We start from the raw sequence: 16,239 nt of genomic DNA, 5'->3' as shown, positions 1-16,239 counted from the left end.
CTAAATGCCCTCTGGCCGCACCCACGATCAAATAACCATGTGGAGTTTGCCCGCTGTGGCAGCCCTCACCTTTGGCCAGACTCAGAGCAGCAACCTGACTTTGCTCGTTTCCGGCAGCTTCCTATTCGGCGGGCTGATGTTTGGCCCCGACTTGGATATCTACTCTTGCCAGTATCAGCGCTGGGGATGGTTCAAAGCGATTTGGCTCCCGTACCAAAAAAGCCTGCGCCACCGCTCTTTTTTGTCCCACGGCCCTCTCATCGGCACTGCTCTGCGAATCTTGTACCTCGCTATCTGGATTGCGGTTTTCGGAATGCTGGGATTGGCAATTGCCGAAAAAGTCGGGAACTTAGGCGGGAATTGGCAGGATGTGGTTTTGAGTTACGGGCGATCGACCTGGGAACACCGCATCGAAATTTTAGCCGTTTACATCGGTCTAGAATTGGGCGCGATGAGCCACTATCTGAGCGATTGGGGCGGCTCGGCTTACAAAAAATTCAAAAAGAAAGGATTGAGCGGGTTGCGGCCTCCTGGCACAATTAAGAGGCGCAAACGCCAACCTCCCCGCCGCATTTCCAGCAAATCTAAAAGGTAAATTCCGATGTCTAATTCCCACAGTCGATCGCTCACAGCACTCAAAGAACTTATAGAAGTTGTGGCTAAATTGCGCTCGCCAGACGGCGGATGTCCTTGGGATTTAGCCCAAACTCCCCAAACTCTAGTTCCTCACATAATCGAAGAAGCTTATGAAACCGCCGACGCGATTCGCAAAGGAGATAAAGATGCGATCGTGGAAGAATTGGGCGACTTACTGTTACAGGTAATTCTGCAAGCTCAAATTGCCAGCGAATCCCATCAATTTACCTTCGCCGAAATCGCTGCGGGCATTACAGAAAAACTAATTCGGCGACATCCCCACGTCTTCGGCGATGTCGAACTCAACAGCGTGGATGAAGTCAACGAAAACTGGGAAAAAATCAAAGCAGCAGAAAAAGGAACAACTTCGGAAAAGCCGCAAACTTTAGCCTCGAAAATGAGCCGTTATGCCAGCACTTTGCCGCCGATAACCGCCGGGATGAAAATCTCTCAAAAAGCTGCGGAAGTGAGTTTTGATTGGGACAGTGTAGACGGCGTTTGGGATAAATTTCACGAAGAAATGGCCGAGTTTGAACACGCTCTCAAACACGAGGATAAGGCAGCGCAGCAGTCGGAATTAGGAGATATTATGTTTGTGTTGATTCAATTAGCTCGCTGGTACGATTTAGATCCGTCGGCTGCTTTGCAAGGAACAAACGATCGCTTTGTGCAGCGGTTTGCGAAGGTAGAGGCTGCGTGCGATCGACCTTTGTCAGATTATGCCCCAGAAGAGTTAGAATCTCTGTGGCAGCAAGCTAAAGCTTTAATTGCTAAACAAAAGGGCGATCAGTAATCAATCACCGCAGATAAATACAGATAAAATGACATAGCGCGTTCATAGCGCGTTCATCCGCTAATATCTGCGGTTCAAAACTCCCCATCTCAAGAACTTGGTTGCATCAGTTCAGATGTCAGCAATGAACTACTCGTAAAGATTCGCGTCATTGTACGGCGGATGTTCGCAAGCGATATAAAGCGCATTTGTCGGTTCCAGGGCTTCCCCAGTCACCGGATCGATCGGCTTGAGCACAAAGCATAACAGAGAGAGCGATCGCCAATCCAAATTATCGAGCTTCCCACGTTCGTAACGGTTGACTGTTGCGGCACTGATACCCACATCTTTGGGTATGGGTTGATTTGTAGCCGTGAACAGCGCCTCTTCATATCCCTTTGTTTTGAACTCTGTTTCGCTGACAGACCAGCCTGTTGTCTGTCTTGCTGCTTTTAAAATCTTGCCCAAACGCATCCGCCCCGTTTCCGTGAAGCGAACGGGACGCAATTCCTGCTCTTTGTCTACCACAGCTTTGTTAGAGAGTCCTGACATTTTTCCCACCTACGTTAACTCTCAAACTAGCACAGCATCAATGATTGAGGGTTCACGAGCAACATCTGAGCTTAAGAAGTTTAAATTAAGTCTCTTTGCACTTGTGCAATAAGAGTCTGATATAGTAATATGTAATTGACTCTAAACAGAACTTGCCTCTCAAGCCCTGAGTATACAGCCATGACAGCACTGTTTCGCCGCATCCAACCCTCGAAAAAGCTCCGCATCACCGTCAGGTCGATCGCCCAACTGCTCAAAATCAGCCAAAATCAAATTAAGCGAGTCGAATCCTGGGCTTTCGTGGTTTTCGTGCATCGGCGGGACAGAGGCGGACAATTTCTCAGCTACCGGAAGCTGGAAGAGTGGCAAAATGCGATCGCTCATCATATCCAAACCTGCCCCAGCCTTTCGGAACTCTCGCAGCTCAAAACATCCATTCACTACGACAGCCGGAAATTCAAAAAACAATGTCTCCAAAAAACACTTGACTTTTTAAATCAAATGTGTATGGAAAGACAAGACGAACTCAACATCTGGGAAAGCTTAAACAGCATTGCTGCCTAGCAGAAATTAGGCAGATTTCCTTGCCAAAAACAGAAGCGAAACATTTGCGAGCAATTGCGAGATAAAATCACCCCAAAAATCACCCGCGAATGCTCCGCCACATCCATGAAAGCAATCACCAAAGCAATTAAGACATTGCCTGAGCGATATAATCAAAATAAGGAGCTGCTTCCTTAGCATCATCCTGATTGAGCAAAGCCAAAGAAGCTTCCTTCAAACAGCGGATAGCTTCGACCATGCCAGGAACAGGAACGCCGAGAGAATTATACATTTCCCGAACACCAATCAAACCGATGCTTTCGATCGGCTCTTTGTCACCCGCCAAGATACCGTAGGTAATCAGGCGCAAGTACCAGCCGTAGTCGCGCAGACACAAAGCCCGTTCGCGTTGGCCGTAAGCATTGCCCCCAGGAGAGATAAAATCAGGTCGTTTTTTCCAGAGTTTTTTACTAGCTTCTTCAACAATTTTCTTCTCACTGTCAGACAGCGCAGTAGCAATACGCACCCGCTGTTCTCCGGTTTTAAAGAAATCATTGATACTTTGGAGTTCGCCGGTACTGGGATAACGAAGTTCGTCGTCGGCTTGGAGAATAAATTGGCTAACTACGCTCATTGTTATTCAAATTTGAGGATAACATTAATAAACATTCCCATCTGTTGGCGACGGGATTCTTGGTTCGCAGACTCGCCTTGCTCCTAACATTTATCAATCCTAGAAGTAGAGGGTAAATCTCCCCAAGCGTTATGCTTGATGTTCAAGCCAGTTTCCTTGTGTTCCAAGGTACTGCGGGAAAAACTCAAAAACTGCGAGTGAAAGTTTGGATGTCGGCAGACACTGTGACTGTTTAACGAGTTTTTGCTACATCGCCCCAACAGCCGATCGCACCGACGGGATCGAGGCAACTCGCGACAAGCTTGACTCCCCGGTTGAAGCTTGGCTTTAGCAGCAATACGTTCAGCAGCAGGAAGACCGCCTGCAATTGAGCTTGAGTGCGATGGCTTACGCCCCGCTTCGCTACGACTTATCTCAGGAAAGAGAGAGCGATATTGCATTACCATATTAAATCCTACCATGACTACTTGTGACCAAATCTAAATTCCCCACCCCAAACTCGACGAAATTGGCAAACCCTTGCCAGCAAGGTCAACTGATTGAGATAGAGATTACCGCCTTGACCGACACCGGCGATGGAGTTGGTCGTTTTGGTGAGTTAGTAGTGTTTGTGCCTGATACAGTGACGGGCGATCGAGTCCTTGTCCGCCTCGTGCAAGTCAAATCCACCTATGCTAAAGGCAAGCTGGACACACTTCTGGAAGCCTCCGAACACCGCATCCGAGCTAACTGCATTGTCGCCGACAAGTGCGGTGGCTGTCAGTGGCAGCACGTAGATTATCCATATCAGCTTGCAGCCAAGCAAAATCAAATCATTCAAGCCTTAGAAAGGATTGGCGGATTTAGCAATGTGCAAGTTGATGAAATTTTAACGGGAAAAATCGAGGGATTTCCTCAATTTTTGGGATACCGCAACAAAGCGACTTATCCCGTGGCAATATCTGCAACAGGTCAAGTCCAAGCAGGTTACTATCAAAAAAGCACCCACAAATTAGTCAATCTCAATCAGTGTCCGGTGCAAGACCCGCGCCTCAATCCTTTGTTAAAAGAGGTCAAAGAAGACATCCACTGGCGGGATTGGCAAGTCTACGACGAAAAGAAACATACAGGAGAATTGCGTCACTTGTCCTTGCGAATCGGACGGCGCACGGGCGAGATGCTGCTCACTTTAATAGTTCGCACTGGAGACTTGCCGGGACTCGAAGAGCAAGCATCAGAGTGGCTGAAACAATATCCTCAACTGGTAGGTGTTTGTTTGAATATAAACCCCGCTCAAACTAATGTGATTTTTGGTGCTGAAACTCGCTGCATTGCGGGTCGTTCTTATCTGCGAGAAAGTTTTGCTGGTTTGAAATTTCAGCTAAGAGCTGATACTTTTTTTCAGGTAAATACAGAGGCGGCTGAAGCTTTGTTAGAAGTGATAGTAGGGGAATTGAATTTGCAGGAAAACGAGGTTTTGGTTGACGCTTACTGCGGAATTGGAACTTTTACTTTACCCCTGGCAAAACAAGTAAAAATAGCCATAGGTTTAGAAGTTCAACCGGCGGCGATCGAACAAGCAAAATTAAATGCTGAGTTAAATGACTTGAGAAATGTCGATTTTCAAGCGGGGACTGTAGAGAGTTTGCTGCCTTCCTTGGGCTTGACACCGGATATTGTGCTGTTAGATCCGCCGAGGAAAGGGTGCGATCGCGCGGTTTTGGAAGCTATCAAGGAAATCAAACCAAATCGCATTGTTTATGTTAGCTGCAAGCCTGCTACTTTGGCTCGCGACCTCAAGATTTTGTGCGAAAATGGGGATTATAAGTTAGCGCGAGTGCAGCCGGCGGATTTCTTTCCTCAGACTTCTCATGTTGAGTGTGTGGCTTTTTTGGTGCGGTGAATCAAAAGGGCGATCGACCTACTAGACTTATTGCATAAATCTTTGATTAATAGGGAAACCCTAGATGCAACGCAGATAATTTAAAGATTTTTTGCGAATGTATGCACTTTAAGCCTAGTGAGTAAGTGAGTACAAATAAATATAAACTTGGGGTAGGGTTGAGCAAATGAAGCAGCGTTTGCTATCTTAGAATACGGGTTTCAAACTCTAGGACTCGATCGGATTGTAGCGCTTTCTAAACCGGAAAATATAGCTTCCCGGTGGGTGATGGCAAAAGTGGGAATCCAGTACAAACAGAAGGTGGATTGCTGGGGTGCAAACTCGATCCAGTCCGGCCTGAATCAAGGAGAGTCTAGAAGTATAGAATAGAGGTTGCGAAACCGGCACACCGCCCGATCGCTCGCCCCCAGCAATTTGTTACCCTAAAAATAGAATCTTCCCTCCCTCAACTCTCTCCCATGAACAACACTTCTCCCCTAATTCAAACGATAACTCCAGAACGCTGGGCCGGGTTTAGTATGGACTTTATAGGGGCGGGTTACACGGGTGTGTTGGTCAAAAACGGCCGCGCCGTGCGTATCCTAAAATCCGGGCGACATTTCAGCTTCGCCCTTCCCCTGCTGGAACAGGCTCAAATTGTCCTCGTAGACACCAAACTCCGCAATTTGGAGGTGCAGTCGCACGGAGATTTTTTGTCTAAGGATCGATTTTTAATTGATGCCACTCTGACCGTTATTTATCAAGTTATAGATCCGAAACGGGTAGCTTTGGAATTGTCCGATCCTATAGGTGCTTTAGCAAGTGCAGTTAAGGATTGCATGGGATTAGCGATCGGGCAAATACCCCTACAACAGCTTATCAGTCAAGGACGGCTGTTGCTGCGCCAAAATTTGCTCGATCGCGTCCAAGATTTTTATACCCTAGGTTTTAACTTAGAAGACGTGCGAATTGGCGATGTCAGCTTTCCCGAAACCAACGGAGTTATTCGCCAAGTTGAGGGAATGAGTGCCCGACAGGAAGCAGAAAATGCCGCCGCCCTGCAAATGAGAATTGCCGAAGCCGGCCGCCCGATTGTTCCTCAATCTCCCGTACAGCAGTTAAACTTAATTTCAGGTAATTCTCCTGCGAGTCTTCCAGCTTCGGACACAGCAGCAGCGTTCGATCGAGATTTACAACAACTAACACAACAACTTGCTCAAAACAGCCTCCCTGCTGGGAGAAATCCTCCCCAGCTTGCACCAACCGTACTCGCAAGCAGCGATCGCAAAACAACCGCATATTTAATCTACAAACTTTCTGGAGAGGCGATCGCCCTAACAGCCAATCCCTTTACAATTGGGCGCGAACCAACCAACACTTTAGTATTACAAGATCCGCAAAGTTCGCGCTACCACGCTCAAATCCGCCGCGCCACTGACGAACTTGGCAAACAGCGATATCAGCTTGTCGATAGCGGCAGTTCCAACGGCACTTTTGTGGGTGGGCAGAGGCTGGCGGCTAACGAGCCTTTTTGGCTGCCCAATGGCTGCGAAATTGCGATCGGCGACCAAAAATGGATCTTTCAAAATTCGTGAGTGATAGATATGAATATTATTTAAAACAGCAGATAAACACATATTAATTTCATCGGCTTTCATCTGTCAGGTTTCTGTAGGGGAGTTGTCAAGAGTCGCCGCCCTTTCAATACAGCTTGACAACTTCTCCGTTCCCAATTCCCTATACTCCCAGGTAGAAGTCTCTTGCCAACCCTAGGGGGGATATCTCCACAAGCATTTCGAGCGACAATTTGTCAAGATTGAAAATATAAGTAGAGGACAACCCCATGAGCTTTTCTATACAATCTGTTTACAACTGGTACCGCGACACCCTCCGCAACCCCAAATACCGCTGGTGGATTATTCTGGGAACGCTGGCATATTTGGTAAGCCCGATCGACATTGCCCCAGACTTTCTCCCCGTCATCGGACAAATTGACGATGTGGCAATTGCTGTCTTGCTGATTTCCGAAGTGTCGCAAATGGCGATCGACTACTTTAAATCCCGCCAAACAGAGACAGCTTCAGCATCCGAAGCCACCAGTGCCAATTATTCTGAAGCCAACGGCAGCACCGTTGACGTAGATGCAGTTTCTGTAAAATAATTGCCAAAAATAATCGAGCGCTACAACCCCGACTTCTTCAAGAAATTGGGGTTTTTGTTTTTTAAATGCCAACTGCTCAGATCGTGCTCCAAAGCTGGTAATTTTAACTATGATCCATCTGTGCTAAAAACAAATTTTTATAGATGAAGTTTAGCAAAATAGTACAAAAACTTAACTCAGCCACCAGTCGCACCCTCACAGCGTCGGTTGCTACCGATCCGGAAATTACAGGGGCGGCCCCTGTTGATGAAGCTGCACTGGGTACTATCAGTTACATAGAAGGTGCTAAATTTGCCGTTCATACAGCCACTACAAATGCTTCGGCTTTAATTTTACCCTTAGATGAAAACCTCCAAGCTCAATGTACCGATCGCAACATCGCTTGGATTGCCGTAGCAGATCCGCGATTGCTGTTTGCTGAAACGATCGCCATTTTCTATCAACCGTTTCGCCCAGCATCCGAAATTCATTCCTCAGCCGTCGTTCACCCCTCAGCAGAAATTGGTGAAAATGTCTATATCGGCCCCCACGTCGTTATTCAAGCAAAAGTCAAAATTGGCAGCAACGTTTGCATTCATCCAAATGTCGTAATTTACCCAGATGCGGAAATAGGCGCAGGCACTGTTTTACACGCTAATTGTGTCATTCACGAACGTACTCGCATCGGGGCAAATTGCGTGATTCACAGCGGTGCGGCGATCGGTTCCGAAGGTTTTGGGTTCGTGCCGACAGCCACAGGATGGGTGAAAATGGAGCAGTCTGGCTGCACTGTATTAGAAGAGGGCGTTGAGGTTGGCTGCAACAGCACGATCGACAGGCCCGCTGTCGGAGAAACCCGCATCGGCCAGAATACAAAAATTGACAACTTAGTACACGTAGGTCACGGCTGTCAAGTAGGGAAAAATTGCGCCTTTGCCGCTCACGTTGGCATGGCTGGCGGGGTCAAAATTGGCAACAATGTAATTTTGGCAGGTCAAGTGGGAATTGCCAATCAAGCCAAAATCGGAGATGGGGCGATCGCCACTGCTAAAGCCGGAATTCACAGCGACGTGCCCGCAGGTGCGATCGTGACGGGAGTTCCAGCAATTTCCCACAAACTATTTCTCAAAGCCGCAGCCGTCTACAACCGCTTGCCGGAAATGTACCAATCTTTGAGGCAAATTCAGCGCAAGCTCGATCGGTAGTCATTAGTTATATACTTAAGCATCTTGATTCATTCTTGTATAATGTCAAGTTGTGTAGGGGCGGATTCACGAGTATTGTTAATTTTAATGCCCATAGCTCGATCGAGCCGCCCCCCATATAAGGACGCATCAACCGTACATGATATCACCTGTTAAAAAAAGAAGATTTAACGATCGCCCGCAAGGATTTTTCGACGGTTTGAGGGTCTTATTCACGCGCGCCTGACAGGGTACACTTAATTCAGTATACCGAAATTATTGACTATCCATTTCAGAGCTAGTCGCAAAGAGAGCGATCGTCCTGTAAATTCGGGTTATTCTTCAGATAATCCCCTGCTTTCTGACAACCGATACCTAAAAGATCATCGAGATTCATACTCCAAAGCAAGGGTTTACCGTAATAGTAATTCTCTTTGTCCCGAATCCAGGCAAAAATCTGCTGCCCATCAGAGTTGAAGCTGATGTTATCACCAGCAAAACTATCCTGTTTAAAGCTTTTTAGCATTATCCCATCACGGCTCCAAATTTTAACTGCACCACTATCATCAGCCGAGGCAAGCATCTCACCATTTGGGCTGAAACTAAGACTTTTAACAGACGCACTGTGTCCTGATAGGCGATGCTCAAGCTTGCCACTTTGATAATCCCAGAGGATAACAGTGCTATCATCGCTAGCTGAGGCGATCTTTGAACTATTCGGATTGAAAATTACATCCCGAACAGGACTTTTATGTTGTTCAAGAGTTTTAATCAATCCACCTTTTAAGTTGCAAAGTTTTACGGTTTTGTCATCACTGGCAGATGCAAGTATCTTACCGTTTGGACTAAAACGGACGCGATTCACTTTATCTATATGCTTTTCTAAAATATGCAGTGCATTACCATCAAAATCCCACAGTCTCACTGTTTTATCATCGCTGGCAGAGGCAAGGATTTGACTGCTAGGACTAAAACTGACACTATTGATGCGATCGCGGTGTCCTTTTAAAGTAGCAACTATCTTTTTGTAATCGCTGTTCCAGAGTTGCACCACATCTTCAACACCGGAAACAGCAAATGTCTTGCCATCCGCTCCAAAGTGCACACTTTCAACCCGGTTCCCGTGTCCCTTAAGATTTAGAATGAGCGTACCGTCGCTCTGCCAGAGCTTGACAGTATTATCTTCGTCCGCAGTGGCAAGCATCTTACTATTTGGACTAAAATTGACTAAAGTAATTTTACTGCGATGTCCCTTGAGAGATTGAATAAGCTTGCCATTACTGCTCCAAAGGTTTACTACATTATTCCGCTCGACAGAAGCAATTAGTCTTCCATCTGGACTAACACTAATTTTAGGAACGTCATCGCCGTCATTCTTAATAGTTCTAATTACCCGACCTTCTCTGTTGTAAAGTTTGACGTTATCCTCAGCTATCAATATAATGGTTGCGCTGTCAGGACTGAAACTAATTTTAGGGGAATCCTCGCTATTGGCTGCGAGAGTCGTGATTTTTTTGCCATCACTACCCCAAAGTTTGACATTATTATAATTAACCGAGACAAGCAATCGGCTGTCAGGGCTAAAACTGACATCAGCTTTATAGAACTCTTCCGGTAAAGTGGTAATCAAAGTCCGCTTGTGCATCCAAAGTCTTACTTTGCTATCGGAACTCGTGGTAGCAATGATCTGACTGTTGGGGCTGAAAATCGCGCTATAAACTAGCCCATCATGCCCCTTGAGAGTTTGAATCACTTTTCCATTCCGACCCCAGAGTTGCACCTCATTGTAATTGCTAGGGACAAATAACCTCTGACTGTCGGGGCTAAATCTTACTTGACTGTTATCGGAAGAAATCCTCCGATTTAAGCTGCCACTCGACTTTTCAATTGTTTGAATCAGTAAACCGTCGCGATTCCACAGCTTCACTGTGTTATCCCAACTCACAGTAGCAATAAGCTGACTGTCACCACTAAAAATAACTTCTGAAATCTTTTTTGTATGGCCTTGCAAAGTGCCTATGAACTTGCCATCTTGGTTCCACAGCTTTACTATATTGTCTTGGCTGACAGTAGCAATCAGCCGACTGTCAGGACTAAAAATTACCTTCGTAATGCGTGCTTCGTGACCGGGCAGATTTCCAATTAGCTGGCCATCCGATCTCCACAGCTTGGCTGTATTATTTCTCTCTACAGTAACCATGAGCTTACCATCAGGACTGACTTCGGGAAATGACGAATTCAGCTCGAAGGTATTCAGTAATTTGTTTGTACTGTTCCAGAGTTTTGTCGTCGCCTGAGTACCCATTAAAGCAATTACCTTACCGTCGGGACTGAAACTTGCGTTTTCCATGCGATCGGCAAGTTCTATGGAATTTTTTACGGTTCCGTCGCTGTTCCAAAAATTCAACTGGTTATCATCAATAGAAACGGGAAAATTGTCAGGGCTGAAGCCGACAATTTTGGTTCTCTTCATTCGATTTTCATGGCTATCAAAAGTCTCTGAATTAAGCCTCACAAGTTTCACTACATTGTCCTTACTAGCTACGGCAATAGTTTTAGCGTTAGGACTGAAGCTGCCAATTGTCGAATTGGGAAGGCTTAAATCTTTCAACTGTTCAATTTTACTACCTTCTATTTTCCAAAGACTCGCTATATTCCATTTGTTAACAGCAGCCAGCCACTTACCATCAGAACTGAAACAAGCGAAAACAGGAATAAAAAAATCTGCTATATTATTAAATGTTGTGAGTAAAATACGATCATCAATTTTCCAGATTTTGAGGGTATTGTCCCTACTAGCTACACTCAGAGTTTGGCTATCTCGACTGAATGCCAGGTCAAGAACGCCAGGACTATTAATAGTTTGAAGTTGCTTTCCATCTGAACTCCACAGTTTGATAGTACCATCCTCACTAGCTGAAGCAATCCTTTGACCGTCCGGGCTAAAACGCACGATGTTAACAGTAGAATTATGCCCTGCCAGCGTTTTAATGGGAGTGCCATCAATTTTCCAAAGTCTTACACTATTGTCCCGGCTAGCAGAAACAATTGTCTTACCGTCAGGACTAAATCGAATATTTGTCACCCAGTCGCGATGTCCTTCTAAAGTTGTAATTAATGTGCCATTAAGACGCCACAAGTAGATTTTATTATCCTTGTTTCCAGCAGCAATGATTTGACTATCTGGGCTAAAGGCAACGCTAGTGAATTCATTCCTATATTTTCCTTGTAAAGCAGGTTTTTTCTCGCTACCGTCGCGGTTCCAAAGTTTCACCGTTTTATCTTTACTACTAGAAGCAATAAATTTGCCATCAGGGCTAAAACTAATATCTCTGATAGTATCGGTATGACCCTCCAATCGGTTGCGCTCTTTTACGCTATAAACAACCTCCTGCAATCTCGACACCACTTGATTCCTAGTATTCGGTTCTATTCTCCATCCGTGTTTGAGCTTCTTTCCAGCTTTTAAACCTTCTACCAGCGCCTCTAACTCTTTATCTGAAGCCAATAAAGATTCGGAATTAGCACTAATTTGCTTGAGTTCAGCATTAGTTTGACCGATTTTCGCCTCAACTCCAAATACACCTGCGAGAACTGCGAGAACTGCCATGATAGCCCCGCCGGCCATTGCCAGTTTTAATTGTCGTTTTAGCACCCGATTTAACTCAGCTTCACTGCGCTTTCTTTGCGCTCTTTCTTTTTCCAATTCTTCAATCAGTTCATTATTTTTTTGGCGACGCACGAAATCAGCCAGATAATCGTGAACCAGTTGATAGCGATTGTCTGGAAAACTAGGTAACAGCAATACCAACCCCGACTTTACAAAAATTTCTAGAACTAACTCTAAGTTACTGATCTCTGTTAGTAAGTCTTCTAAACCTTTTTTTAAATCATCACGAGTTCTGAGGGGACGAGTGCTATTTTCATCTGTTAGCAGCCACAAAACAAGTTCAGCAAGCTGCTTATTTTCTGAACCGCAGTCTTTAATAACTTCTTCTAAAAATCTCGCTACCAGTGCTGCTTTCGGCCCTTTTTTTTGATATTGGGCTAGGGTGGTAATATTCTCAGATTGTAATTGGGCGCCCACAATTTGCAGTTCGACTGGACGCACCTCGTTAACTTCTCCTGCTAAATCTTTGACAAGTTCGTCAATCAAAGCCGGTTCTAACTCAAACTGAGTTCTTTCAGTTAAATTTTGAATAACTAACTTTGCCTCATCTGGCTTAAAGTTACCTAAGTAAAAAATAATATTTTTATCCAAAATATTATCATGAATTACATCAAATCTGGTAAATCGCGTACACTCTAATAAATAATGCAGGTAATCTTCTCGAAGGGAAAGAATTACTTTGATATAAGGGATATCTAAACAAGCGCGTAAAAAATCATAAAACTTTTTTCTGTCTACGCTGTCTTTACAAATAAAGAAAAATTCTTCAAATTGGTCAAAAATCAGAATAGTTAACAGATTATGCTCCGCATTTTCCCGTAACTGAGCGAGCAGAGACTCTGTTAAACTCAAGGTAGGAGAGTTAAGCCCAAAATCAGATTCGCGCTCTTCTCTTTCTTCGACACTAAAAAGGGTTAAAGAAAATCCTTTTTGAATACTGACCAGTTCCTTTTTCAAACACTTAGCCAGTTCATCAGCCCAATCTGCATAAACCTGCTGTAAAACTGGCAGAACACTGCGGGCATTTATCGGCTTTTGTTTTAAAGCAGGGATTAGTCCAGCCTGTTCAATTGAACTTTTACCAACCCCTGATTCCCCGTGGATGATCGTCAGTTTGCAGTCATCTCGCTCGATCCGTTCCAGCAAGCGTTCGACACTGTGCAACCGTCCCGAAGAGGCGATTTCCAGGGCAACTTCGTCTTGCGGTTCAGCAGAGGGTAACGCTGGGTTGGCAATCTGTTGTTTTGGCTGTAACCTCCCTGCACCGATAAAAGCTCGAAAACCAAACTGACTTTCGATCGCCTGTCGCTCTTGTTTAATATGAAAGGCATTGAGGTATTGTCCTTGTTGGAAATAGTATTCTCGCAAATTTATCAAAATCTGGATGTAAAGCTCAGGATCGTATTGAGCTTTGGTTTGACTTCTGGCAGTTTCTAAAGTGGCGATTGCCTCCGATACCTGACCGAGTTGCTGTTGTGCTTGCGCTAGCGAAAATAAATACCAACCCTGATGAAAAGAAAGTTCTAAATCCAATAAAACACTTTGTTCCGGGGATGGATTTGATATAGTCTCTGTAGCATCATTTAGTAGAAACAGAGCCTGCCCGGCCGCTTGTTTTGCCTCAATCCAGAAGGATTTAGACAACGCCACTTCAGCGAGAAAGCCATAAACTCGGGCTTGTCTGAATTGGTCGTAATAGGTTTGATGGAGAACTAAGGCTTTTTTCGCCACGAGCTCTAGTTCGCGCCAATGCTTCAGCCGATGCAGCACCTCTGCCAAGAAATTGATAAATTTAGCCGCTAAGTCGGAGCGATCAGCTTGTTCAAAAGCCTCTATTGACTGCTGAAAATAGTCTCGGGCGCGCTCAGCAGCTTGCTGATACTCCACGCGATGTCGTGCTGCATAATTACGCCACCACAGTCCAATATAAAATAGTAAAAGTCCACAACGAGCGCGATCGCCTGTTTGCTGCCACAAAGCCAAACTCTGTTCGTAATGCTCGCGAGATGCAACATGGGAATTATCAGCGACTCGACCCAGGATAAATTCCAAACCAGCCTCCAGCTCTGGATCTAACATTACCTCTCGACCTTGCAATTCTTCACGAGCTGACTTGAGCTCAGCACAACGCGGAGAACCATTTTCAAGATCTAGTGCAGCATTATCTAAAAATACGTTCTCGCGAGAATTTAAAACCTTAGCAAACACCTCATCAACAGTTTGCCGAATGAATTGAATCAACTCGTCCACGGTCATTAGAAACTCCACCGTCGTTGCCCAACTGTGGAAATCTGGAATCAACCGAATCAGCTTGCACAGGATCGCATCTGTCACCCACAGCACTACAGGAAAGTTAAAGTTGCGAAACTCCTCTCGAATCTGATTGGTCGCCGTCAAAACCGGGTCGAGTTCGCGCGCTGACTCCAGACCAACTATCATTAGTGCATTAGGTTGTTCTGTACCCAGTTCTTCTGTAATCCTGGTGTAGAGAGTTTGAACGGACTTTTCTAGCACCAATTCCCGCATCTGAACCGGACATTGTTCCCGCAACTGCTGCACAATTTGTTCCCGCAATGTTCTGTAGTTGCAAACCGCTAAAATTAAGGAAAACTCTTCTTGAAAGCAAGTAATTCCCCGGATCAGGGTTTTCAAAGACTCTTGATTAATCTGTATTAACTCGGGTGACGAATCATTCATAATTGCAACTCCTTTGCCTCTGCTAAAATAGGGTTGATATCAAACCAACTTTCATCTGCATCGCGATACTCAAAGACAAACAAACTCCGCAGTAAAGTTTGATATTCTTCCTCACCTCTGACAGTTTTTTGTTGCGCTACCAGCCGTAGCAGTTCCCATTCGTGGGGCGTGATTGCTTTACTCAGTTCGCTGCGCCGCTGACTAATGACTCGCTCTACCAAATCGCGGGAAAAAGGCGGGTCGTCTTTTTTCATACAGCTATTAAGCAGCACTAACAAGTTTCGCACATGACCGCCGCTGACTTGACAGAGGTAATCTAACGTTTCTGATGCGTCAAACACTTCTGAGATTAAGTTGATGCGTTGCTCTGAATCTACATTAGGGAATGCTCTTGCTAGAATCATTTTTCGGAGCAAAGCAATGCCTTCAGAGCATTGACTGCCATCTCGTTCATGCACTCGCACCATCGGCAACAGTTGAGGATCTGAGCCAAAGCGATTAGTCAAATTTTCTTTGTCATTGGAGAAAGCTAGAACTAAGGGGACGGTGTAGACAACGTGGCACTTGAGTTTGTTGAGTTGTTCTCCTCGGTCTACAAAAAGGTACTCAGGTTGAGTTCTTCCTGATGACCTTGGCTTGCTATCAATCCGGTCTAGATTGTCAACAATCACAACCATTCCGGCTTTGCCTTGCTGCTTGAGCTGCTTTTGGGCGGGTTCAATTAGTTCCTGATTAATGGCTTCTAAGATATTATTGACTCGCGGCTCTAAGTGTTGTCTTAACAGAGAGCGAATATCTTTACTATCCTTTGCTTTGGTGGTGATTTCTCCTATTCCTACTGCTAGGGAAAACTTTCCTGGTTCTGCATTTATGCCGATATCGCCCACGACAGGAACTTTAGCTTTGATTCCCGTGATTTCTGAGTTTAAAAGGTTGGCAGCTCCTTGGAGTAAATTCTGGAAACGGGTTGGTTGGAGTGGGATTTGAGCTGCCTCCAAACTCTGGCTCACTTGACGGGCGATCGCCAGTAAGATATCGCTGATATCCACATCTCCCATATCGAAGTCTTGAGAAGACTCAAAATAAACTACGTGGAAACTTTTTTGTTCTAACTCTGCTTTTAGTCGCGATAATTCAGTGGATTTCCCGCAACCGATATGTCCGGTGAATAACTGACAAGTTGGCTCATCTTGGGAGAAGATTATAGCACGACCCAGTTCTTTGATCAGATTGCTCCCTCGCACTGCTGAAAAATCGATGTAATACTGTCTATCTTCAGGTTGGCTGATATCAAGAGTCCGGCTGGGATTGGATGCTTTAAAAAATCTGTGTAAATCTAGTGCCATCAAACCCTCACTTATATATTATGCTCGATTATATTCTGCATTTAGGTTCTCAGCAGTCACTGGCTCCCTGCTGGCTCTGTGGGGACACTTACACCCCTCCAACTCCAAGTGTCGAAAGTTACCGTCAGGAAAGCGGGTGCTTTTGATTTGACGGTGGAAAAGGTATGCTTGCAGAGTATTCGTTGGAAACCCTGCCACGCCCCT

The 16,239-nt window shown here is 45.2% G+C and carries 12 protein-coding genes and 1 pseudogene; 8 read left to right on the top strand and 5 right to left on the bottom strand.

What is annotated here, in order from left to right:
* Positions 1 to 4 precede the first annotated feature (4 nt).
* Together QUA53_RS11310 and mazG are read left to right on the top strand one after the other, a co-directional pair.
* Entirely contained in the window at positions 5 to 595 is a 591-nt protein-coding gene (locus QUA53_RS11310) for a metal-binding protein (RefSeq protein WP_333097080.1), read from the top strand.
* Between the two features lie 6 nt (positions 596 to 601).
* Positions 602 to 1,429 (top strand): nucleoside triphosphate pyrophosphohydrolase, encoded by an 828-nt coding sequence (gene mazG / locus QUA53_RS11305; RefSeq protein WP_333097082.1) that lies wholly within the window; start codon positions 602 to 604, stop codon positions 1,427 to 1,429.
* A 129-nt stretch (positions 1,430 to 1,558) separates the two neighbouring features.
* Here mazG and QUA53_RS11300 read toward each other — a convergent pair whose 3' ends face one another.
* Positions 1,559 to 1,960 (bottom strand): helix-turn-helix transcriptional regulator, encoded by a 402-nt coding sequence (locus tag QUA53_RS11300; protein ID WP_333097083.1) that lies wholly within the window; start codon positions 1,958 to 1,960, stop codon positions 1,559 to 1,561.
* A 180-nt stretch (positions 1,961 to 2,140) separates the two neighbouring features.
* Between QUA53_RS11300 and QUA53_RS11295 the strand changes: the two genes are divergently transcribed.
* On the top strand, positions 2,141 to 2,524 hold the full coding sequence (locus QUA53_RS11295) for a hypothetical protein (protein ID WP_333097085.1): 384 nt from the start codon (positions 2,141 to 2,143) through the stop codon (positions 2,522 to 2,524).
* 127 nt (positions 2,525 to 2,651) lie between these two features.
* Here the strand turns inward: QUA53_RS11295 and QUA53_RS11290 are convergent, their stop codons facing one another.
* On the bottom strand, positions 2,652 to 3,137 hold the full coding sequence (locus QUA53_RS11290; RefSeq protein WP_293336342.1) for an allophycocyanin subunit alpha-B: 486 nt from the start codon (positions 3,135 to 3,137) through the stop codon (positions 2,652 to 2,654).
* A gap of 83 nt (positions 3,138 to 3,220) precedes the next feature.
* Positions 3,221 to 3,598, bottom strand: coding sequence for a hypothetical protein (locus QUA53_RS11285; RefSeq protein WP_333222927.1), 378 nt, complete (start codon positions 3,596 to 3,598; stop codon positions 3,221 to 3,223).
* An 8-nt stretch (positions 3,599 to 3,606) separates the two neighbouring features.
* On the opposite strand from QUA53_RS11285, the gene rlmD reads away from it, so the two are divergent.
* The 5 genes and pseudogenes from rlmD (at position 3,607) to lpxD (ending at position 8,343) form a co-directional block, all read left to right on the top strand.
* Positions 3,607 to 5,019: a 23S rRNA (uracil(1939)-C(5))-methyltransferase RlmD gene (gene rlmD, locus QUA53_RS11280; RefSeq protein WP_333097086.1), complete on the top strand. Its 1,413-nt coding sequence runs from the start codon at positions 3,607 to 3,609 to the stop codon at positions 5,017 to 5,019.
* A gap of 174 nt (positions 5,020 to 5,193) precedes the next feature.
* Positions 5,194 to 5,388: pseudogene (locus tag QUA53_RS29185) on the top strand (GNAT family N-acetyltransferase); the annotation flags it as partial.
* A gap of 89 nt (positions 5,389 to 5,477) precedes the next feature.
* Entirely contained in the window at positions 5,478 to 6,593 is a 1,116-nt protein-coding gene (locus QUA53_RS11275; RefSeq protein WP_333097087.1) for an SPFH domain-containing protein, read from the top strand.
* Between the two features lie 248 nt (positions 6,594 to 6,841).
* A complete protein-coding gene (locus tag QUA53_RS11270; RefSeq protein ID WP_333097089.1) occupies positions 6,842 to 7,159 on the top strand; it encodes a YkvA family protein in 318 nt (105 codons plus the stop codon).
* A gap of 143 nt (positions 7,160 to 7,302) precedes the next feature.
* Entirely contained in the window at positions 7,303 to 8,343 is a 1,041-nt protein-coding gene (lpxD, locus tag QUA53_RS11265; RefSeq protein ID WP_333097090.1) for a UDP-3-O-(3-hydroxymyristoyl)glucosamine N-acyltransferase, read from the top strand.
* A 277-nt stretch (positions 8,344 to 8,620) separates the two neighbouring features.
* On the opposite strand, the gene QUA53_RS11260 is transcribed toward lpxD, so the two are convergent.
* Together QUA53_RS11260 and QUA53_RS11255 are read right to left on the bottom strand one after the other, a co-directional pair.
* The gene (locus QUA53_RS11260) at positions 8,621 to 14,689 is read right to left on the bottom strand and encodes a WD40 domain-containing protein (RefSeq protein WP_333097092.1); all 6,069 of its coding nucleotides are present in this window, start codon (positions 14,687 to 14,689) and stop codon (positions 8,621 to 8,623) included.
* Complete coding sequence (locus tag QUA53_RS11255) at positions 14,686 to 16,035, bottom strand: P-loop NTPase fold protein (RefSeq protein WP_333097093.1); 1,350 nt, start codon at positions 16,033 to 16,035, stop codon at positions 14,686 to 14,688. The genes QUA53_RS11260 and QUA53_RS11255 overlap by 4 nt, the downstream gene beginning before the upstream one ends.
* Positions 16,036 to 16,239 lie beyond the last annotated feature (204 nt).

The organism is Microcoleus sp. Pol12B3 (assembly GCF_036701355.1).
Classification (GTDB): Bacteria; Cyanobacteriota; Cyanobacteriia; order Cyanobacteriales; family Microcoleaceae; genus Microcoleus.
This window is presented reverse-complemented; position numbering and strand designations above follow the sequence as displayed.